Source organism: Nocardioides astragali (genome assembly GCF_024436375.1).
GTDB classification, from domain to species: domain Bacteria; phylum Actinomycetota; class Actinomycetes; order Propionibacteriales; family Nocardioidaceae; genus Nocardioides; species Nocardioides astragali.
The window spans coordinates 433705-453088 of sequence record NZ_JAFMZM010000001.1 but is presented as its reverse complement, the minus strand read 5'-3'; the positions used below and the strand labels follow the sequence as shown (position 1 = coordinate 453088).

20 protein-coding genes are annotated in these 19384 nt (G+C 72.0%); 10 read left to right on the top strand and 10 right to left on the bottom strand.

All coding sequences use genetic code 11. The features are described from left to right. Positions 1-130: 130 nt before the first annotated feature. The 4 genes from J3P44_RS02330 to J3P44_RS02315 are packed head-to-tail and all read left to right on the top strand — an operon-like array spanning position 131 to position 3579. Complete coding sequence (locus J3P44_RS02330) at positions 131-1093, top strand: ABC transporter ATP-binding protein (RefSeq protein WP_255888617.1); 963 nt, start codon at positions 131-133, stop codon at positions 1091-1093. Continuing rightward, entirely contained in the window at positions 1086-1973 is an 888-nt protein-coding gene (locus J3P44_RS02325) for an ABC transporter permease (protein ID WP_255888616.1), read from the top strand. Before J3P44_RS02330 ends, J3P44_RS02325 begins: the two co-directional genes overlap by 8 nt. Further along, positions 1970-2881 (top strand): ABC transporter ATP-binding protein, encoded by a 912-nt coding sequence (locus J3P44_RS02320; RefSeq protein ID WP_255888615.1) that lies wholly within the window; start codon positions 1970-1972, stop codon positions 2879-2881. Before J3P44_RS02325 ends, J3P44_RS02320 begins: the two co-directional genes overlap by 4 nt. Beyond that, complete coding sequence (locus tag J3P44_RS02315) at positions 2878-3579, top strand: ABC transporter permease (RefSeq protein ID WP_255888614.1); 702 nt, start codon at positions 2878-2880, stop codon at positions 3577-3579. Before J3P44_RS02320 ends, J3P44_RS02315 begins: the two co-directional genes overlap by 4 nt. A 2-nt stretch (positions 3580-3581) precedes the next feature. Here J3P44_RS02315 and J3P44_RS02310 read toward each other — a convergent pair whose 3' ends face one another. The 5 genes from J3P44_RS02310 to J3P44_RS02290 are packed head-to-tail and all read right to left on the bottom strand — an operon-like array spanning position 3582 to position 6670. Next, positions 3582-3983, bottom strand: coding sequence for a hypothetical protein (locus tag J3P44_RS02310; RefSeq protein WP_255888613.1), 402 nt, complete (start codon positions 3981-3983; stop codon positions 3582-3584). Further along, positions 3971-5239 carry a hypothetical protein gene (locus J3P44_RS02305; protein ID WP_255888612.1) on the bottom strand — a complete coding sequence of 423 codons (1269 nt, stop codon included), beginning with the start codon at positions 5237-5239 and terminating at the stop codon, positions 3971-3973. The genes J3P44_RS02310 and J3P44_RS02305 overlap by 13 nt, the downstream gene beginning before the upstream one ends. Further along, positions 5236-5532, bottom strand: a complete 297-nt coding sequence (locus tag J3P44_RS02300) for a hypothetical protein (protein WP_255888611.1) — start codon at positions 5530-5532, stop codon at positions 5236-5238. The genes J3P44_RS02305 and J3P44_RS02300 overlap by 4 nt, the downstream gene beginning before the upstream one ends. Next, positions 5529-5870, bottom strand: a complete 342-nt coding sequence (locus J3P44_RS02295; protein WP_255888610.1) for an SAV_915 family protein — start codon at positions 5868-5870, stop codon at positions 5529-5531. Before J3P44_RS02295 ends, J3P44_RS02300 begins: the two co-directional genes overlap by 4 nt. A gap of 8 nt (positions 5871-5878) precedes the next feature. Then, a complete protein-coding gene (locus tag J3P44_RS02290; protein WP_255888609.1) occupies positions 5879-6670 on the bottom strand; it encodes a hypothetical protein in 792 nt (263 codons plus the stop codon). Between the two features lie 42 nt (positions 6671-6712). Here J3P44_RS02290 and J3P44_RS02285 point away from each other — a divergent pair, with 42 nt between their 5' ends. Both J3P44_RS02285 and J3P44_RS02280 read left to right on the top strand, forming a co-directional pair. Beyond that, positions 6713-7834: an ATP-dependent DNA ligase gene (locus J3P44_RS02285; protein ID WP_255888608.1), complete on the top strand. Its 1122-nt coding sequence runs from the start codon at positions 6713-6715 to the stop codon at positions 7832-7834. Then, a complete protein-coding gene (locus tag J3P44_RS02280; RefSeq protein WP_255888607.1) occupies positions 7831-8418 on the top strand; it encodes a hypothetical protein in 588 nt (195 codons plus the stop codon). The genes J3P44_RS02285 and J3P44_RS02280 overlap by 4 nt, the downstream gene beginning before the upstream one ends. A gap of 22 nt (positions 8419-8440) precedes the next feature. Here J3P44_RS02280 and J3P44_RS02275 read toward each other — a convergent pair whose 3' ends face one another. Continuing rightward, the gene (locus J3P44_RS02275) at positions 8441-9556 is read right to left on the bottom strand and encodes a sulfotransferase family protein (protein ID WP_255888606.1); all 1116 of its coding nucleotides are present in this window, start codon (positions 9554-9556) and stop codon (positions 8441-8443) included. Between the two features lie 87 nt (positions 9557-9643). Between J3P44_RS02275 and J3P44_RS02270 the strand changes: the two genes are divergently transcribed. Then, the gene (locus J3P44_RS02270) at positions 9644-12409 is read left to right on the top strand and encodes a stealth family protein (protein WP_255888605.1); all 2766 of its coding nucleotides are present in this window, start codon (positions 9644-9646) and stop codon (positions 12407-12409) included. 147 nt (positions 12410-12556) lie between these two features. On the opposite strand, the gene J3P44_RS02265 is transcribed toward J3P44_RS02270, so the two are convergent. Next, a complete protein-coding gene (locus tag J3P44_RS02265; protein WP_255888604.1) occupies positions 12557-13639 on the bottom strand; it encodes a DNA polymerase domain-containing protein in 1083 nt (360 codons plus the stop codon). Between the two features lie 193 nt (positions 13640-13832). Here J3P44_RS02265 and msrB point away from each other — a divergent pair, with 193 nt between their 5' ends. Further along, positions 13833-14231, top strand: a complete 399-nt coding sequence (gene msrB, locus J3P44_RS02260; RefSeq protein WP_255888603.1) for a peptide-methionine (R)-S-oxide reductase MsrB — start codon at positions 13833-13835, stop codon at positions 14229-14231. A 71-nt stretch (positions 14232-14302) separates the two neighbouring features. Here the strand turns inward: msrB and J3P44_RS02255 are convergent, their stop codons facing one another. The 3 genes from J3P44_RS02255 to hemG are packed head-to-tail and all read right to left on the bottom strand — an operon-like array spanning position 14303 to position 17266. Next, positions 14303-15157: a hypothetical protein gene (locus J3P44_RS02255; protein WP_255888602.1), complete on the bottom strand. Its 855-nt coding sequence runs from the start codon at positions 15155-15157 to the stop codon at positions 14303-14305. Between the two features lie 38 nt (positions 15158-15195). Then, positions 15196-15900, bottom strand: coding sequence for a hydrogen peroxide-dependent heme synthase (hemQ, locus tag J3P44_RS02250; RefSeq protein WP_255888601.1), 705 nt, complete (start codon positions 15898-15900; stop codon positions 15196-15198). 4 nt (positions 15901-15904) lie between these two features. After that, positions 15905-17266 (bottom strand): protoporphyrinogen oxidase, encoded by a 1362-nt coding sequence (gene hemG / locus J3P44_RS02245; RefSeq protein ID WP_255888600.1) that lies wholly within the window; start codon positions 17264-17266, stop codon positions 15905-15907. A gap of 51 nt (positions 17267-17317) precedes the next feature. On the opposite strand from hemG, the gene J3P44_RS02240 reads away from it, so the two are divergent. Continuing rightward, positions 17318-18247: an NYN domain-containing protein gene (locus J3P44_RS02240; protein ID WP_255888599.1), complete on the top strand. Its 930-nt coding sequence runs from the start codon at positions 17318-17320 to the stop codon at positions 18245-18247. A 57-nt stretch (positions 18248-18304) separates the two neighbouring features. Further along, entirely contained in the window at positions 18305-19279 is a 975-nt protein-coding gene (locus tag J3P44_RS02235) for a DUF4349 domain-containing protein (protein ID WP_255888598.1), read from the top strand. The last annotated feature ends 105 nt before the right edge of the window (positions 19280-19384 follow it).

Below are 19384 nucleotides of genomic sequence, written 5' to 3'. Positions count from 1 at the left end.
CCGCCTCGGGCGGGGCTGCCGAGACCCGGCAGACCGGTACGCGGGCCAACGCGGATCTTCACCGAATCCCCACACGCCTCAGGGACCTCCCTGATGCCACCTGTGGGCGCGTACCGCTAGCGTGAGGTTCGTGACGGGGGAACTCACCGGCCTGGCGCCAGTCATCTCGACGGCCGGCCTGACGAAGCACTACGGGGCGGTCCACGCGCTGACCGACCTCACGGTCGAGGTCGGCGCCGGTGTGACCGGACTCGTCGGAGCCAACGGCGCGGGCAAGTCGACGCTGATCAAGATCCTGCTGGGGCTGCTCGAGCCGACCGGCGGCCACGCCCGCGTCCTGGGCCACGACATCGAGGAAGCCAGCGAGGACATCCGCCGGCTCGTCGGCTACATGCCGGAGCACGACTGCCTCCCGCCCGACGTCAGCGCGAGCGACTTCGTGGTCCACATGGCGCGGATGTCGGGCCTCGGCGCCTCGGCGGCCCGCGAGCGAGCGGCCGACGTGCTGCGCCACGTCGGGCTCGACGAGGAGCGCTACCGGCCGATGGGCGGCTACTCCACCGGCATGAAGCAGCGCGCCAAGCTCGCCCAGGCGCTCGCCCACGACCCTCGTCTGGTCTTCCTCGACGAGCCCACCAACGGCCTCGACCCGGCCGCCCGCAACGACATGCTGCGGCTGGTGGAGCGCATCGGAGGCGAGTTCGGCATCGCCGTCCTGGTCACCTCCCACCTGCTGGGCGAGCTCGAGCAGGTCAGCGACCACGTCATCGTCCTCGACGGCGGCCACCTGTTGCGCTCCAGCGCGACCGGCGACTTCATCGAGCACACCGGCAGCCTGCTCGTCGAGGTCGTCGGCACCGAGACCGAGCGTGACCTGCTCGGTGAGGCGCTCGCCAAGCGCGGCCTCACCTGCCGGCCACGTGGCGCGATGGTCGCGATCGACCCGCCTCCGACGGAGCTGGCTCACGAGGGCGCGGCCTTCGACCTCATCCGTGACGTCGCCGCCGAGCTGGGCCTGGGCCTGATGCGCCTCCAGCCAGACCGTCGCCACCTGGAGGACGTCTTCCTCGACGGGGGTGCCGCCCATGTCTGACGTCCCGCAGTCCCGCCCCGGTGTCATCCACGACCTCGGCTACCGCCGCTACGACGGCCTCCGCGAGGGCACCGCCACGATCGCGCGGACCCTCTTCATCACCGGCCTGCGCCACGCCTACGGCCTGGGACGCTCGGGCAAGTCCAAGGTGATGCCGTTCCTGCTCCTGGCGATGTCGGTCCTGCCCGCCCTGATCGTCGTCGGCGTGGTGGTCCTCACCGGCATGTCCTCGCTGCCGATCTCCTACGCCGACTACACCAACCAGACCCAGCTCCTGGTCAGCCTCTTCGCCGCCGCGCAGGCCCCGGTGCTGTTCTCCCGCGACCTGCGCCACCGCTCGATCGTGCTCTACCTGGCACGGCCGCTCTCCGCGCCCCTCTTCGCCCTGATGAGGTGGCTGTCGCTGGCGGTCGCACTCTGGTTCTTCATGGCCGTGCCGACGCTCCTGCTCTTCGTCGGCGCGATGCTGTCCGGCCTCGACAAGAGCGACCAGGTCACCCAGCTGCTCAAGGCGGTCGCGCTCCAGACCCTGCTGGCCCTGCTGGTCGCCGGCATCACCGGGCTCATCTCCTCGGTGTCCCTGCGGCGCGGCTTCGCCGTGGTCGGCTCCGTGATGGCGCTGATCGTCCTCACCGGAGTCGTGACCGCGATCCAGGCCATCGCGGCGGACCAGGACGCCGACGCCGTGTCGGTCGCGGCCGGACTGTTCTCCCCCTGGTCCCTCTACACCGGGCTCGCCAATGCCTGGGACGCGGGGGTCGAGACGTTCGTGCCGGTCGACGGCGCCTGGGTCCTGGCGTACGCCCTGGTCGCGCTGCTGCTCGTCGCGGGCTGTCTCCTCGGCCTGGTCGCCCGCTTCCAGAAGGTGGGGTCGCGATGACCACCCTCGTCCTCGACTCGGCCTCGCGCTGGTTCGGCAACGTCGTCGCGGTCAACGACGTCTCGCTCTCGATCGGTCCCGGCGTCACCGGCCTCCTCGGTCCCAACGGCGCTGGCAAGACCACGCTGATGGCGATGATGGCGGGCTTCCTCGCGCCGTCGGCCGGCCACGTCACGATCGACGGCAAGCCGGTCTGGCGCAACACCGAGATCTACCGGCAGATCGGGCTGGTGCCCGAGCGCGAGCTGAGCTTCGGCTACCTGACCGGGCGCCAGTTCGTCCGTGCCAACGCCGACCTCCACCGACTGCCCGACGCGGCCGCCGCCACCGAGCGGATCCTGGAGGAGGTCGACATGGTCGAGCCGGCGGGGCGCCGTCTGGACACCTACTCCAAGGGCATGCGGCAGCGCGTGAAGATCGCCGCGGCCCTGGTCCACGACCCCGGCGTGCTGCTGCTCGACGAGCCGTTCAACGGCGTCGACCCGCGTCAGCGGATGCACCTGATGGACCTGCTGCGACGCCTCGGCGACGAGGGCCGCACGGTGCTCTTCAGCTCCCACATCCTCGAGGAGGTCGAGCGGCTCGCCCGGCACATCGAGGTCGTGGTCTCCGGACGGCACGCCGCCTCCGGCGACTTCGGTGCGATCCGCCGGCTGATGACCGATCGGCCGGTGCAGTACGCCCTCAAGTCCAGCGACAACCGCACCCTCGCCGCCGCCCTGATGGCGCAGGCCTCGGTGCGATCGGTCAGCCTGCGCGGCGACCACCTCGACGTCCAGGTCGACGACCTGGGCAGCTTCGCCGTCGGCCTGCCCGGCCTGGCCAAGCAGCACGACGTGACCCTCTACGAGCTCTCCCCCAGCGACGAGTCGCTGGAGAGCGTCTTCGCCTACCTGGTGGCCCGATGATGAACGCGACGATCGCCAAGCTGGCCCTGCAAGCACTGCTGGGTCGCCGCCGCTTCTACCTGCTGCTGGCCTTCCCGGTCCTGCTGATCGCGCTGGTGTCCCTGATCACCGCCCTCGCCGACGGCGACGCGGCCTTCGACATCCTCCCCGGCCTGGGCTACCCCCTCGTGCTGCCGCTGGTCGCGATCCTCGCGGCCTCCTCGGTGCTCGGACCGGAGGTGGACGACGGCTCGATCATCTACCTGCTCGCCAAGCCGGTCAGCCGCTACGGCGTGGCCATCAGCAAGTGGGTCGTGGCGCTCGCCGCCACGCTCACGGCCGGAGCGCTGCCGATCCTGGTCGCTGCCCTCATCACCGGCGACAGCACGCGGGCGTGGGCACTCTTCGTCGGCGCGCTCGTGGCGGGGACCACGTACTCCGCGCTGTTCCTCGCGATCTCCGCGGTCACCCGGCACGCGGTCATCGCGTCGCTGATGTTCGTGCTGATCTGGGAGAGCCTGCTCGGCAACCTGTTCACCGGGGTCGCCTGGCTCAGCATCGGTCAGTGGGGCCTGCGGGTGGGCCACGAGCTCTCCGCCCAGCTGCCAGACCCGGCCAACCTGACGTGGGCGATCCTGGCCAGCCTGGTCGTCACGGCTGTCGGCGTGTGGTTCGCCGGCGACCGGCTGCGGTCGTTCTCCCTGCGCGGCGAGGACTGAGCTCAGCGGCGAGCGGCGGCACCGCGTGGTGCACGACGCCAGAGCCTCGCGGCGGCCGAGAGGAGGTACAGCGCCGCGGCACCGAGCAGCACGCCCCACAGCCAGCTCTCCTCGACCGCGCCCACCACGGCGGCAACCGCCGCCCAGCCGCCGAGCAGCACCAGCGTGGCCAGTCCTGCGGTCCGTGCCGCCGGGGAGTCCGCCTCGAGAGGTCGCGCTGACACGACCGCGCCCAGCACGGACACCACGCCGAACACGATGAAGGCCGACGACCAGGCGCGCCCGAAGGCACTGTCGGCCTCGAGCACGAGCCCGACGCCGAGCGCGCCGGCCAGCAACCCCGCCACGACGCCGAAGGCCGCGGAGACCGTGCCGATCCTGCGCCGCGCGGTCAGCTGAACCACCCGCCGACGGTCTCGCCGACGCTCGAGACGCCGTCGACGATGGCCTCGCCGGTGTCCTCGAGCGCGTCGACGCCCTCGTCCCACGCCTTGCCGACGTCGGGGCCGTTCTCGAACAGCGAGTCGATGGCACCGTCGGCGAAGATCGCGATGCCGGCACCCACGACCGTGCCGACCACGGCTCCGACAACGGTGCCGACGCCGGGCACCACGGAGCCGGCGGCGGCACCGATCAACGCCGCCGTGCCGACGCTCGCACCGAAACCGGCAGCGGCGCCAAGCCCGGCGGAGACACCCTGCGAGACCGCGATCTGCTCGGTCGTCTCCCCCTCCTGCCAGTCGTTGTAGACCCCGAGCCCGAGACCCAACGGCCCGAGGATCTTGCCGGCGCGGCCGAGGTATCGCAGGGCACGGGAGTCCGCCACCTCGTCGGCCTGGCGCAGCAGGTCCTCGGCCTCGTCGAGCTTGCCCTGGATGGCGAGCCGGTCGGCCTCCAGCCTGGCCTCGTCGATGGTCTGGAAGAAGAACCACTTGCGCTTCATGTAGCGCTCGGGGTGTGCCTGCAGGTCGTCGATGGCCCGAGCTGCCTCGTCGACGAGGTCCGTGGCGGACTGCAGCAGGCGGGAGCGCTCGAGGGAGATCGTCGCGCCGATGATGCCGGCCGCGCCCTCGCCCACGATGTCGCCCAGGGTGATGATCCAGGCCGCGTGCGTGCCGGGGAGGTAGTCGTTCTGCAGCTCCCGGCAGGCGGTGGCGTAGTAGCGGTCGATGCGCGCAGCCTCGGTCTCGGCGTCGTAGTAGGCCTGGAGCAGGTCCTGGTGCGCGTCGTACGCCGTCACGCGCCGGTTGTGGTCCTCGACCTCCTCCGGTGTCCCCTCGAAGGAGGAAGGCGGGCGGGACGGGCCGTCGCCGGGGTGCTGCACCGTGAACCCGGTGACGGTGAGCCCCTTGCCGCGGGCGGTGGACCGCACGTCGCCCATCTGGTCCTGCGAGCGACGCAGCTTCTCCGCGAAGTCGTCGAGGTCGCCGGCCATCTTCTTCGCCGCCCCGGCGAGATCGTCGGACTTGTCACGGATGCGCCCGGCGGTGTCGGCGAACTCCTCGCCCGCCACCGAGCTCCCCCCCATCTCGGCGGCACGACGCGCGCCGTTGGCGGCGTCAGCGGCCCCGGTGAGCTTCGGCTCGAGGCTGCTGCGCAGCCACGTGGCGGCGCCCTCGATGCCGCCGGGCGAGCCCGTGATCTCGGTCTCGATGCTCACGGCTCCATCACCTGGCGGATCCGGTTCATGTCGGCAGACGCATCGGCGTCCGCCCGCTGGTAGTAGCCGCGCGCGAGTCGTACGCCATCGGCGGTGCCGGTGAGGGCGTTGGCCACGTTGCCGGCGCTCGTGACGACCTGGCTGAGCATGCTCGCCACCACCGCGGTCATCGGGCCGGCGTCCACGCCACGCGGGACGCTCCCGGCCAGGCCCTCGAGTCCCTCGGCCGCGCCCTCGAGGTCGCCGGCGATCGTGTCGAGGACCCCGAGGTCGACGTCGATGCCCCCGCTCATCTGCGCGCCTCGTGTCCGTCGTCATCCGCGCCGGCCGGCTCGTCGCGCAGCCCGGGGTCCACGTCGAGGAACAGCAGGTCGTAGGGGGTCTGGTCGTGGATGCGCTGGAGGGCAGCGACGTCACACAGCAGCCAGGGAGCGTCCGGCAGGTACCAGCTGTGGAGCCGGTCGATGGCCGAGTAGGTGTAGAGGGCGGTGCGTCCGTCGGCGACCTGGTGGAGCAGCACCCGGCGAGAGGCGACGTCCCACTCGTCCGTCGTGGGCACGTAGACGACCGGCGGCAGCTGCGGCCGCCCCTCGGTGTTCACGCCCTGTGGGGTCGCCTGGTTGCTCGTCACGGAAGTGGTCACTCCTTGTGGTGGGGGGATCGGGGCCAGCTAGGTGCCTTCCCCGGTGGGCTCGCCCTAACCCTGTCGGCGAGGTCGAGCTCGGCGCGGAGCCAGTCCGCGAGCGCGCCCGCACGGTGCCCGACGTCCGAGGCCTCGAGCACGAGGACGGTCCCGGCCGATGGCCCGCGCCGCCACGGGCGGGGGCAGGACTCCCAGGTCGCGTCCCGGTCGAGCTCGACGACGACGCGTCGTCCACGGCTGCGCACCTCACGCACCGTCTCGCGGGCGGCACGGGCGCGCCCGGCGGGAGAATCCACGACGACCTCGTCGGCGGTGAGCCACAGAGCGGGCGGGCGGCGCCTGCGGATCAGGACGAGCGCGACCCGGACGGCGAACCAGAGGCCGACCAGTCCCGGGAGGGCGCCGACGACGGTCCACGTCCCACCCGCTGCGAAGCCGGCAGCGGCGAGGGCGACGCCGGTGACCGCGAGGCCGAGGTCGAGGGCGTTCGCGTGCCACCAGGGCGCCGACCACGAACGCACCCCGACCGCCGGCCGATCGTCGACCGTGGCCTCGCCCAGCGTGGGCAGCTGTGAGGTGACGGCCACCACGACGGCGAGCGCGAGGGTCGCCGCGACGGCGTACGCGGTGTAGAGCACCAGCAGCCAGAGCCCGACGGGCTCGCGCCCCGACAGCTCGGCTGTTGCGACGAGCAGCAGCACCACGCCCAGCGCGGCGAGCCCCACGTTGCCGAGGACCTCCCCCCACTTCGTGCGGCCGGAGAACGGGACGGTCGCGGCGCGTGTCATGGCGGCAAGTCTAGGAAGGCGCCCGCCACTAGGCTCGGTGGCGTGGACCTCCCCGTGATGCCGCCCGTGCAGCCGATGCTCGCCAAGAGCGTGAGCGGCGTGCCCGACCCGGCCAAGCATGGCGGCCTGAGCTTCGAGCCGAAGTGGGACGGGTTCCGTTGCCTGGTCTTCAAGGACGGCGACGAGGTCGAGCTCGCCAGCCGCAACACCAAGCCGCTCACCCGCTACTTCCCCGAGGTCGTCGAGGCGTGCCGCCGCCAGCTTCCCGACCGCGTCGTGCTGGACGGCGAGATCTTCGTCGGCCTGCAGGGTCCGCAGGGATGGCGACTGGAGTTCGAGACCCTGCAGGAGCGGATCCACCCGGCCGCGAGCCGCGTGGACAAGCTCTCTGTCGAGACGCCGGCCGGGCTGGTGGCCTTCGACCTCCTCGCCCTGGGCGACACGTCGTACCTCGCGCGTCCCTTCGCCGAACGCCGGGCCGCGCTCGTCGAGGCGCTCGGGCACCTCGACGGCACCGGTCCCTGCTTCCTCACGCGCACCACCGAGGACCCGGTCGAGGCCGAGCGGTGGTTCGAGGAGTTCGAGGGAGCCGGGCTCGACGGAGTCGTCGCCAAGCCGCTCGGCGCCGCCTACGAGCCCAACAAGCGCACCATGCTCAAGATCAAGCACGAGCGCACCGCCGACGTCGTGCTCGCGGGCTATCGCGAGCACAAGACGTCCACCCCCGAGGAGCCGCTGATCGGCTCGCTGTTGCTGGGGCTGTACGACGACGACGGCGAGCTGCAGCACATCGGGGTCTCGGCCAGCTTCACCGCCGCGAAGCGCGCCGCGCTGTGGCAGGAGCTCCAGCCCCTCGTCTGCGACATCGAGGACCACCCGTGGGGCAGGTGGAACGAGTTCCTCACCGCCAACCCCGATCGTGTCCCCGGCACCCAGAGCCGGTGGAGCGCGGGCAAGGACCTCGGCTTCACCGCGCTGCGCCCCGAGCGCGTGCTGGAGGTGAAGTACGACCACATGGAGGGCCGGCGCTTCCGCCACACGGCGCACTTCAAGCGGTGGCGCGCGGACCGCGAACCGGAGAGCTGCGGATATTCGCAGCTGGAGGAGCCATCCGGCTACGACCTCACTAGAATTCTCAGTACCGACACCGGAGGCGAGTCATGAGTGACACCAGCGACACGATTCACGACGGCTCCATCCATGACGGGCACGGCACCTACGACGTGGTGCTGCTCGTCGAGCAGGCCCTCACCTCCGCCGATGCCGAGCAGGTGCGGTCCCTCCATGCCGAGATCGACGACCCGGTCGTCTATCACGTGCTCCTGCCGCTCGAGGACGCCGCAGCCCGCGTCGAGGCCTCGCTCGGCACCCTCGGCGCCGGCGACCTGATGGCCGCCCCGGCCCTGGCGATGAGCGACGTCGACATCGAGGCGCTGCGCCGCGAGTGCGAGGAGCACTCCTCCGCGGAGCTCCAGCAGACACTCGCCGCGATCACCGCCGCCGGCGGCAAGGCCACCGGCAAGGTCACCTCCGAGCCCCCGGTCGACGCCCTCGCCGCGCTGGTGGCGGCGGTCGACGCACGCGAGGCCATCATCCTCACCAGGCCTCACGTGGTGGCCGAGTTCTTCCACGTCGACTGGACCTCGCGAGCGCGCCGCAAGCTCGGCGTACCCGTCCTGCACCTCATCGAGCACGAGAACTTCGACGAGCAGGCGACCGGTCCCGAGGAGGGCGTCACCGGCCTCTGAGCCGAGCTGCGCCCGCCTCGGGTCAGCGGCGGGCGATGCGGCGTACGACGGCGCGGCCGAGGATGCGCGCCGCCTCGCGTCCGCCCACGCCCGGCGCCCCGGCCGCGGCGCCGTCGTGGCGCGCCTGCTCGAGGTCGCGCCGCAGCTGCTGCACGGTGGCCCGCTGGGCGTCGCGCGCCTCACGCCCGGCCAGGACGGACGCGGCGCGGGTGTGGTCGAAGGTGAGCGCGACGGCGTCGGCGTAGCGGGCCGTGTAGTCCTCGTGGACCTGGTCGAGACGCTTCTGGCTCTCCTCGTCGTCCGGGGAGGTGGTGAGCACGCCGAGCAGCTGCCAGACCTCCTCGGCCATGTCGCGCAGCCAGTCGGGGGTGCGGACGTCGTCCCACGTCAGCTGCGACTTGCGCATCGACGGCTCGATGAAGTCGTCGACGGGGTGGTGGTCGCGCTCGGAAACAGGGGTGGCGAGGTCGGTGTTGAAGGCCAGGTCGAGCTGCTCCTGGACAGGAGCGAGGGCCGAGCGCCAGTCGGCCAGCAGGTCGCCGTAGCGCACGAACGCGCGCCGGGAGCCGCGGCCGGCCCGCTCGGTGAGCAGCGCGGCGTGCACCCAGCCGGCGACGTTGGACGTCTCCTTGGTCAGCCGCAGGTCGTCCGACTGGCTGGAGAGATAGGCGATGTCGCGCGAGCCGACCACCTCGGCCGGGTGGCGCAGGGCGGTCAGCCACCGCAGGTCGACGCCGAGCTCGGCGGTCACCTGCTCCCAGACCTGCGCGAACCAGAAGGCGTGCGGATCCTTGACGACGATCTGGGCAGCGTCGAGCTGTCCGGAGAGCCATCCGTGCAGCTCGGCAGCAGGCGCGCCGGAGGCGATGTAGTGGGAGACCAGGTCGACCGCCGCGGGGCGGCTGTCGATGTTGAAGAGCGCCAGCTCCTTGAGGTGACGCTTGTGGAAGTCGATGACCCACTGCGGCTCGTAGAACCCACGAGGGTTGGTCTCCGACGCTTCCACCTCGGGCTGCGGCACGTGCAGGCCGAGCCGCTTCAGCGTGCCGGCGAGCGAGCTGGTGCCACTGCGACCGGAACCGGAGACCAGGACCAGCGGGGTGCCCGGCTGCGCGTCGGGGGCTGGGGACGTCGGCATGCCGGTCACCCTATCGGCCGCTCCCCCGGCCTCTAGGATCGTGGCGACCCGCTCGCCAGACCCCTCCACGGACAGGACCAGGCACACGTGGCACTCACCGACAAGCTCGGGGGCAAGGTGCGCGCAGCCGTGCGCCGCACGCGCCGCGACGGCCCGCTCGACATCGTCTTCGTCCTCTTCAACGCCGACGGCATGGGCGGCACCGCCCGCTCCGGCATCGAGCAGGCCAACGCACTGCTCGGGCTCGGGGAGGGCCACCGGGTCCGGATCCTCAGCGTCACGCGCAGCGGCACGGCGACCCACTACCCGCTGGCCGACGGTCTCGAGGTCACCTACCTCGTCGACGTACGAGGTGAGCGACCCACCGCGGTCTCCGGCCGCCCGTCTGCCGAGCTCGCCCACGAGCTGGCGCCACGGGAGTCCGTGATCGTGCCGCGTGCCTGGGACGCACAGTTCAACGGCCTCACCGACGTCACCCTGCGCGAGGCGCTGGGCGGGCTCGACGCAGACGTGGTCGTCACCACGACTCCCGAGCTCCTGGCCGTGGTCGCCCAGCTCGCACCCCTCGACGTGGCCCTCGTCCACCAGGAGCACCGGGCGTCCTCCGCCCGCGTCAACGACCTCGGGGCGCTGCTGGAGTTCGCCCCGCGCGCCGACATCGTCGTCTCCCTGACCGAGTCCATGTCGCGCTGGCTCGCCGGCCGGCTCGGCGGTGCGGCCCCCGAGCTGCTGGTGATCCCCAACCCGCTGCCGGCCGAGCCGCAGCTCCGCTCACCGCTCGACCAGAAGACCTTCGTCACCGCCGGCCGGCTCGCGCCCGAGAAGCAGTTCGAGCACGTCGTCGACGCGTTCTGGCGCATCCACGAGCAGGTCCCCGGCTGGACGCTGCGGATCTGGGGCGACGGTCCGCGCGCCGACAACCTCGCCGCCCAGGTCCGCAAGCTCGGCCTCGAGGACCGCGTCGAGCTCCCCGGCACCACGGCCGACATCGCCGCCGAGTGGGCCCGGACCAGCGTGGCCGTGCTGGCGTCGCGAGGTGAGGGCTACCCGCTCGTGCTGCAGGAGGCGATGTCGGCGGGCGTCCCGCCGGTGTCGTACGACTGCCCGTCCGGACCCCGCGAGATCATCACCCACGACGTCGACGGGCTGCTCGTGCCGCCGGCGTCCAAGGCCGCGCTCGCGGCCGCGATGCTGCGGATCGCCACCGACGACGAGCTGCGCACGAGGCTGGGCGCCGCTGCGCTCGCGCGGTCCGAGCGCTGGGACGGCCAGACCCTGGCGCGCCAGTGGGTCGACACCTTCCGCAACGCGATCGCCCGCCGGGCCGACCCGCTGGCCCCGCGCCGCGTGCTGCACGGCCTGCGCCCCGGCCCGCTGGGCGACCTGCCCGAGACGACCGGTGCTGCGGGCCTCACCCCCGCCCAGGCTCGTACGACGGCGCTCGAGGCGCTGATCTCCGCCGCTGTCGCGACCGGGGACGGGTGGTTCGTGATGCCGGCCCGCGGGCTGGATCCGCACCCGGTCGTCGTCGTACCCGCCTCGCGCCGCGGCGACCTCCTCGCCGCACTGGCAGCGAGCTCGGTCCCCGACTGGCTCTCGGTGCGCGACCCGGCCGAGCGCGGCTGGCACGAGCGCCGCGGCACGGTCGCGGCCATGACCGACGACCTGGCCCGCACGCGTACGGCCTCGCTGTTCCTCGAGCCGTGGCCGATGCGCGGCGGGCACGACGGCGTGCTCGGCGAGGGCGTCGAGGTGGGCGTGCAGTTCTGGGAGGAGTCCCCCGAGGGCGACCTGCTGGCGCCGAGCCTCAACCGCTTCGGCGACCGCGTCCCCGCCGGCGCCGCGCGCACCACGATCGAGGTCGACGGCGTCAGCGTCCCGACGCTGGAGGCGATGGCGCTGCCGACCGTGGACGACGTCCGCTTCGATGTCGACGTGGTCTACACGTGGGTCGACGGCGACGACGAGGCGTGGCTGACCGCGCGCGACGAGCGGATCACGGGTCTGGGCGGAACGCCGAGCGCCCGGGCGGGCGGCGCCTCGCGCTACCGCAGCCGCGACGAGCTGCGCTACTCGATGCGCAGCCTGCACCTCTTCGCGCCGTGGGTGCGCCGCATCCACCTGGTCACCGCCGGCCAGGTGCCGTCGTGGCTCGACACCGGCCACGACCGGATCCGGGTCGTCGACCACCGCGACATCCTGCCCGCGTCGGCCCTCCCGACCTTCAGCTCGCACGCCATCGAGACCCGGCTCCACGCCGTGCCCGGCCTGGCCGAGGCCTTCGTCTACGTCAACGACGACGTCTTCCTCGGCCGACCGCGACGTCCCGAGCACTTCTTCGCACCGGGTGGGCAGTACGCCGCCTTCGTCGCCGACCACCGCGCGGTGGGTCTGCCCGGCACCGACGACCGCCCCTACCTGTCCGCGGCGCAGAACAACCGCCGCGTCCTGGCCGACGCGTTCGGGGTGACGCTGACCAACACGATGATGCACAGCCCGCACCCGCAGCGGCGCTCCGTGCTCGAGGAGATTGCGGCGCGTTTCCCCGACGAGGTCGCGCGCACCACAGCGGCTCCCTTCCGCTCGGAGGATGACCTGTCGCTCCTCTCGTCCTTCGCGCAGAACTACGGCCTGATCACCGGGCAGGCCTTCCGCGCGAGCGCCCACCACGGCTACGTCGACCTCGGGCACCAGCAGCTGCCGGTGCAGCTCAGGTCGATGCTCAGGCGCGACCGCGACTTCTTCTGCATCGCCGACAACCTGCTGGCGGCGTTCGACGAGGAGCGCGCCGACGCGCTGCTGCACGACTTCCTCGAGCAGTACTTCCCGATCGCCGCGCCCTGGGAGAAGTAGCGCGGGCCGTTGGTCGTCCGCCTCGCTGCTGGTTCATCACGGTATGTCGGCGAACCCGCACTTCCCTGCCTCAATTGACCGTGGGAAGTGACGGTTCGGCGACATCCCATGGTGAACCGACGCCGGGAGGAGCGAGCGGGACGCCGATCAGTCGGCGATCCGGTTGCCCTCGGCGTCCCAGTGGGACTCGACCTTCTTCGACGGCTGTACGCGCGGCGGCTCGCCCGGCATCTTCGGGTGGTCGGGCGGGTAGTTGAGCTCCACGGGGTGCTCCCCCCACAGGTCGAGCAGCGGCTGCAGCGAGTGGTGCACCTCGTCGATCGCGGCCCACGGGTCGCCGTCTGCGGCGAGTCGGTCCGGCACGGTGAACAGGTTGAGCGCTCGCGGCGAGTCCAGCCCGGCGAGCTCGTCCCACGTCACCGGCGTCGAGACGGGAGCACCGGCGATCGGACGCAGCGAGTAGGCGGAGGCGATGGTGCGGTCGCGGGTGTTCTGGTTGAAGTCGACGAAGATCCGCTCGCCCCGCTCCTCCTTCCACCACGCCGTCGTCACGCCGTCGTCGCGCTTCTCCAGCTCGCGGCCGAACGCGATCGCGGCATGCCGGACGTCGGCGAACTCCCACCGCGGCTCGATCCGGACGTAGATGTGGACGCCCCGGTTGCCCGAGGTCTTCGCGAAGCCGGTCATGCCGAGGTCGGCGAGCAGCTCGCGCGCCACCCCGGCGACACGTACGGCGTCGGCGAACGTCGTACCGGGCTGGGGGTCGAGGTCGATCCGCAGCTCGTCCGGGTGGTCCACGTCGTCGCGACGGACCGGCCAGGGGTGGAAGGTGAGCGTGCCCATGTGGGCGCACCACACCGGCACCGCGATCTCCGTCGGGCAGATCTCGTCGGCAGTGCGGCCGGAGGGGAAGGTGATCTCGACCGACTCGAGGTAGTCGGGAGCCCCCTTGGGGACACGCTTCTGGTAGAACGCGTCGGCGTCGCGGTCCTGCGGTCCGGTCGCGAGCTTCATGCCCTCGCGCACGCCCGAGGTCCAGCGCTCGAGAGCGGTCGGCCGGTCGCGCAGCGCGCGCATCAGGCCGTCCTCGACGGAGGCGAAGTACTCCGCCACCATCAGCTTGGTGGCCTCCGGGGTCGACCCCGTCGCCTCGTAGATGACCCGCTCCGGGGACGAGATGCGGACCTCGCGCTCCCCCGCCCGGACGTACGCCTCCGACGCCTTCGCCATGGTCGAGACCCTAGCCCGGTCAGTCGACCGGCTGCAGGATCGATTCGACGACGACGACGCCCTCGCCGTGCTCGTGGTCGACCCACCGCTGGATCCGACCGTCGTCATGGAACACCGTGAGCTCGAGCCGGTTGCTCGGGCTCCCGGCGACGCTGCCGAATCGTGACCTTCCGCCGCCTCGTACTCTTGGGGCATGCCCTATGACGTGCAGAAGACCGACGAGCAGTGGCGTGAGGAGCTCTCGCCCGAGGAGTACGCCGTCCTCCGGCAGGCCGGCACCGAGCGCGCCTTCACCGGCGAGTACACCGACACCGAGACCGAGGGCACGTACTCGTGCAAGGCCTGCGGGTCGGAGCTGTTCACCAGCGACACGAAGTTCCACTCCGGCTGCGGCTGGCCGAGCTTCTACCAGCCGATGACCGACACGGTGGAGTACATCGAGGACAACAGCGCCGGCATGAAGCGCGTCGAGGTGCGCTGCGCGAAGTGCGGCTCGCACCTCGGCCACGTCTTCCCCGACGGGTTCGGAACCCCGACCGGCGACCGCTACTGCATCAACTCGATCAGCATCACGCTCAACGAGAAGAAGTGAGGTATCTAGGGACGAAGTGGTAGGCGATCAAGACCATCTGCCGACCAGAACGTCCCTAGATACCCCGCGCGTCAGTCCGTCGGGGTCAGCGCCGAGCTGACCCGCACCAGCCCCTCGCCGTACGTCGCGTCGACCCACTCCTGGATCGACCCGTCGTCGAAGACCACCTGCGCGTCGAGGGTGTCCGGTGCGAACGAGCCGCTGGTCAGCAGGGTCGGCAGGGCCGCCTGGAGCTCCTGGTTGATCGCGTTGAGGTCGGCGTCGGTCCGCTCGACGGTCGTCACGCACAGGGGGCCGCCCCACGTCGCCCGCAGGGTGCTCTCCGCACCGGCCGCGTCCTCGGTGACCGCCACGTTGATGGTGTTTCCCGTCAGCCACGCCGTGGCGTAGCCGGGCAGGGCGGACGCGGCGGCCAGGGTCGCGTCCATGTCCTCGGGCGTCGCCTTGGCGGTGTCGGTCGTGGCCGGCGTCTCGCAGGCGGCCCCGAGCGGCTCCTCCTGGGGCTCGGCCATGGTGTCGTAGAGGGCGGCCGGGATGGCGTCGGTGGCCGTGAACGTGGTGCCGTCGAAGGTGCCGGTGAGGGCGTACGACCCCCACTTCACGCCGGCGGCCTCCTCGAAGCCCACCTCGCCCCACTCGAAGCCCTCGATGGCGGGGCCACCGCACTGGGGCGGGTAGGACTCGGCCACCGCACCCAGGCACATCTGCGGTCCGGTGCCGGGGTCGAGCACGGTGACCAGGCCGTTGGTGCGGACCCGGCCCTCGGGGACGGGGGTGGGCGCATCCGGCGACGGCGTGCCGGTCAAGGGCTCACCCGCTGCGGCGGGGTCGACGGCGCGCATCTCGTCCTCGGTGGAGCAGGCGGTGAGCGGCAGGGCCAGGAGCAGGACCAAGAACGGGGCGGCGATGACAGGTCGGAGAGTCATGGTGATCTGACGCTACTGCCCCGCCCGCCGTTCCGCGCTCAGGGCAGGCGGGCGAGCAGGTCAGCCGGCTGCACGCGGGCACCGGTGTAGAACGGCACCTCCTCGCGCACGTGGCGTCGGGCGTCGGAGGCGCGCAGGTCGCGCATCAGGTCGACGATGCGGTGCAGCTCGTCGGACTCGAAGGCGAGCATCCACTCGTAGTCGCCGAGCGCGAACGACGCCACGGTGTTGGCGCGCACGTCGGCGTAGCCGCGGGCCAGCTGACCGTGCTCGGCCAGCATCCGGCGGCGCTCGCCGTCCTCGAGGAGGTACCACTCGTAGGACCGGACGAACGGGTAGACGCAGATGTGGGCGCGGGGCTCCTCGCCGGCGAGGAACGCGGGGATGTGCGACTTGTTGAACTCGGCAGGCCGGTGCAGCGCCATCTGCGACCAGACCGCCTCGAGCCGGCGCCCGAAGGCGGTGCGGCGGAAGGCGTTGTAGGCCGCCTGCAGCTGCTCGGAGTCCGCGGCGTGCCACCAGATCATCAGGTCGGCGTCGGCACGCAGCCCGCTGACGTCGTAGAGGCCGCGCACCACGACGTCCTGCTCGGCCAGCACCTCGAACAACGCCTCGACGTCGATCGCCTCCGCCTCCCGGTCGGCGTCGCCGAGGACGTCGCGGAGCTTGAACACCGACCACATCGTGTAGCGGATGGTGTCGTTGAGCTCCTTCGTGCGAGCGGCCTTGCTCTTCTCACTCATGTCGTCATTCTGCCCGGGTGACCGAGGCGACAGCGCGGCGGGCCGACCCGATGACGGCGGGGATGCCCACCCCGTCGTACGCCGCACCGCAGACCGCGAGCCCCCGCTGCTGCGCGACGGCGGCGCGGATCCTGGCCACCCGGTCGACGTGGCCCACGGCGTACTGCGGGAGGGCGCCACCCCACCGCTGCACGTGGGAGTCGACGGGACGCGCGGTGATGCCGGCCATGGTCCCGAGGTCGGCCATGGAGACCCGGACCAGCCCCTCGTCCGTGGCCTGGAGCGTCACCTCCTCGCCGTGGCGGCCCAGCGAGGTCCGCAGGACGACGACGTCCGCGTCCAGGTCGCGCACCCAGCCCCACTTGGCGAAGGAGAAGGTGGACGCCTTGATCGTGCGCTGCTCGACGGGCGGCACCAGGAAGCCCGACCGCTCGAAGAGCGCGTCGGGCACGTCCTGGGCGCGGAAGGCCAGGGTGACGACGGCGACGCTCGCGGCCTCGATCTCCGCGAGCTCCGCGGCCGCACCGCCGACCTCCTCCCCGAGCAGCCGCGCCGTCGGGCCGGCAGGCGTCGCCAGCACGACCGCGTCCGCCTCGACGGTCTCGGGGTCGGTGGTGGGCCCGGCCGTGAGCGCCCAGCCGTTCGTCGTACGCCGCAGCGCGCGCACCGTCGCCGAGGTGCGCACCTCGAAGCCCCCGCCTTCGCGCACCAGGGCGGGCAGCCGGCCCATGCCGCCGGGGAGGGAGGCGAAGACCGGTGCTGTGGAGGTGGGGACGGCCGCGACCTGCTCGAGCAGGCTCCCACGCCGAGCCATGGCCAGCAGCTGGGGCACGGCGGCGGCGGCGGAGATCCGCCGAGCACGTCCGGCGTACACCCCGCCCAGCAGGGGCTCGACGAGCCGGTCGACGATCTCGTCGCCGAGGCGTGAGGCCACGAGGTCACCGACCGAGACGTCGTCGGCCGCCAGGATCTCCGGGCTGGTGGCGGTCTCGGCAGCTGCCCGGGCCAGCCCTTCCGGGCTGAGCACCCCACTGGCCGCGAGCCGGTCGAGGTCGAACGGCACACCCATCAGCGACCGGGGCAGCTCGCGGAGGGAGCCGCGCGACCAGAGACCTGACGTGGCGGCGGTGGGATGGACGACCTCGGCACCGAGCTCGGCCGCGAGCCCGACACCCTCGGGTCGGCGCGCGAGCATCGCCTCAGCGCCGACGTCGACGGTCAGCCCCGCGACCTCCGCGCTGCGCAGCTTGCCGCCGATCCGGGGAGAACCCTCCAGCACCAGCACGTCGCGGCCGGTCGCGGCGAGGTCGCGGGCCGCGACCAGGCCGGCCACACCGCCACCCACGACCACCACGTCCCACGCCACGCCGCCAGCCTGCCAGACCCCCACGCCCCGGACCGCCCTAGGCTGCTCGGCATGGAGACCAGTGGGCAGGCCGACCGGATCGCCGTGATGATCGACGGCGACAACACCAGGCCCGCCTACGCGGACGAGGTGCTGAGCGAGGTCGCGAAGTACGGCAAGCCGACGATCAAGCGGGTCTACGGCGACTGGACCAACCCCCACCTGACGCAGTGGGCGCGCAAGCTCAACAGCCTGGGCCTGCGGGCGATGCACCAGAACGCGTTCACCAAGAGCAAGAACTCCACCGACCTGGCCTTGGTCATCGACGCCATGGACCTGCTCTACGACGACAACGTGGAGGCGTTTGCGCTGGTCACCAGCGACAGCGACTTCACCAGCCTCGCCCACCGGCTGCGCGAGTCGGGGAAGATCGTCTACGTCCTCGGCGAGAACAAGGCCCCGGACGCGCTCAAGAACGCGTGCGACAAGTTCATCGACCTCGAGGTGGTCCAGGACGACAAGCGGTCAGACGCCGACGAGCCGGCCACCGCAGAGCCCGACGATGAGACCGACGACGAGTCCGGGGCCGCACCCGCGCCGACGATCAACCTCCAGAGCGCGTTGACCCGCGCCCTCAACGCCGTGTCCGACGACGAGGGCTGGGCCAGCCTGGGGGCCCTCGGCAACCAGATCAACCGGACCCACCCGTCCTTCGACGCGCGTACGTTCGGCGGCAGCGGGGCGCGGCTCAGCACCTTGGTGGCGGCCCAGCCCTACCTCGAGACCTCCGGTTCGGGCAACGGGATGCGCGTGCGGCTGAAGGGGACGGCGCCGACGAAGACCAGCACGAAGACCAGCACGAAGACCACGGCGAAGACCACCCCGCAGACCACGGCGAAGGCCCCCGCGAAGGCCGAGACCGCGACGCGCCCAGCGAAGAAGACCGCCAAGAAGGTGGCCGCGGCCGAGAAGCCCGTCGTCCGGCCCACCCGGAAGGACTGAGGGTCACAGTTCCGTCACGGCCGGAACCGACGTCGACGGGGTCCACGTCCGACATCCATGACGACTCGCATCCGCGCCGCAGGAATCCTCACCGCGATCACCATGACGGCGCTGATGGCCGCCTGCTCCGCCAACGACGCCGACGGGGGCGGTGACAGCTCCGCGGTCGCGTCCCAGGACGACCGCGCTTCCGGGGCGGCCGAGGCACCGGAGGTCGCCTCGGGCAACGAGGTCAGTGACGACGACGGCGGTGCCTCCACGTCCGACTCCGGATCCGACACCGGCTCGGAGTCAGGAGCCGGACCGGGGTCCGACTCGGCTGCGACCCCGGATACGGAACGCTCGATCATCGCGACCGGTGCGATCTCGCTGGTCAGCAAGGACGTCGGTGCGGCCCGGCGCGAGGTCCAGCGGATAGTGGACGCGCAAGGCGGCGACGTGGCCGAGGAGAACACCGAGACCAACGACGACGGCATCACGACGTACGCACGCATGGTGATCCGGGTGCCGAGCTCGAAGTTCAGCGCCTCGATGGAGGCACTGGAGGGAGCGGCCTTGCTCCGCTCGTCCACCCGAGGCTCGGAGGACGTCACTACGCAGGTCATCGACACCAGGGCACGGGTCCGCGCCCAGGAGGCCAGCCTCGAGCGGGTGGAGCTGCTGCTCGCGGAGGCGGACAGCCTCAAGGACGTCATCTGGATCGAGTCCCAGCTGACCAGCCGTCAGGCCGAGCTCGACTCGCTGAAGTCGCAGCAGGCGTGGCTGGAGGACCAGACCTCGCTGTCGACCATCACGGTCGACATCTCCACCCACCACGGGGAGGTTGAGGAGGAGGAGACCGAGGAGAAGCCCGCCGGGTTCGTGGCGGGGCTCAAGGGCGGGACGAACGCCCTGGGTGCCATCCTCGTGACGGTCGCCACCATCCTCGGCGCCCTGCTCCCCTTCGCCGTGCTCGCCCTCGTGGTCGGCCTGCCGATCTGGCTGGTCGTACGCCGCCGCCGGACGACCGACGCACCGACCCCGGCCGCGTAGACACGCGGACATTGGTCCGTCGCCCGCCTCGGGACGAGCGTGCCACCACGCCCGGAGCTGGAGCAATGTCCGCGTGTCTACCGCGTGCGCGCCGCCGCACCCGAC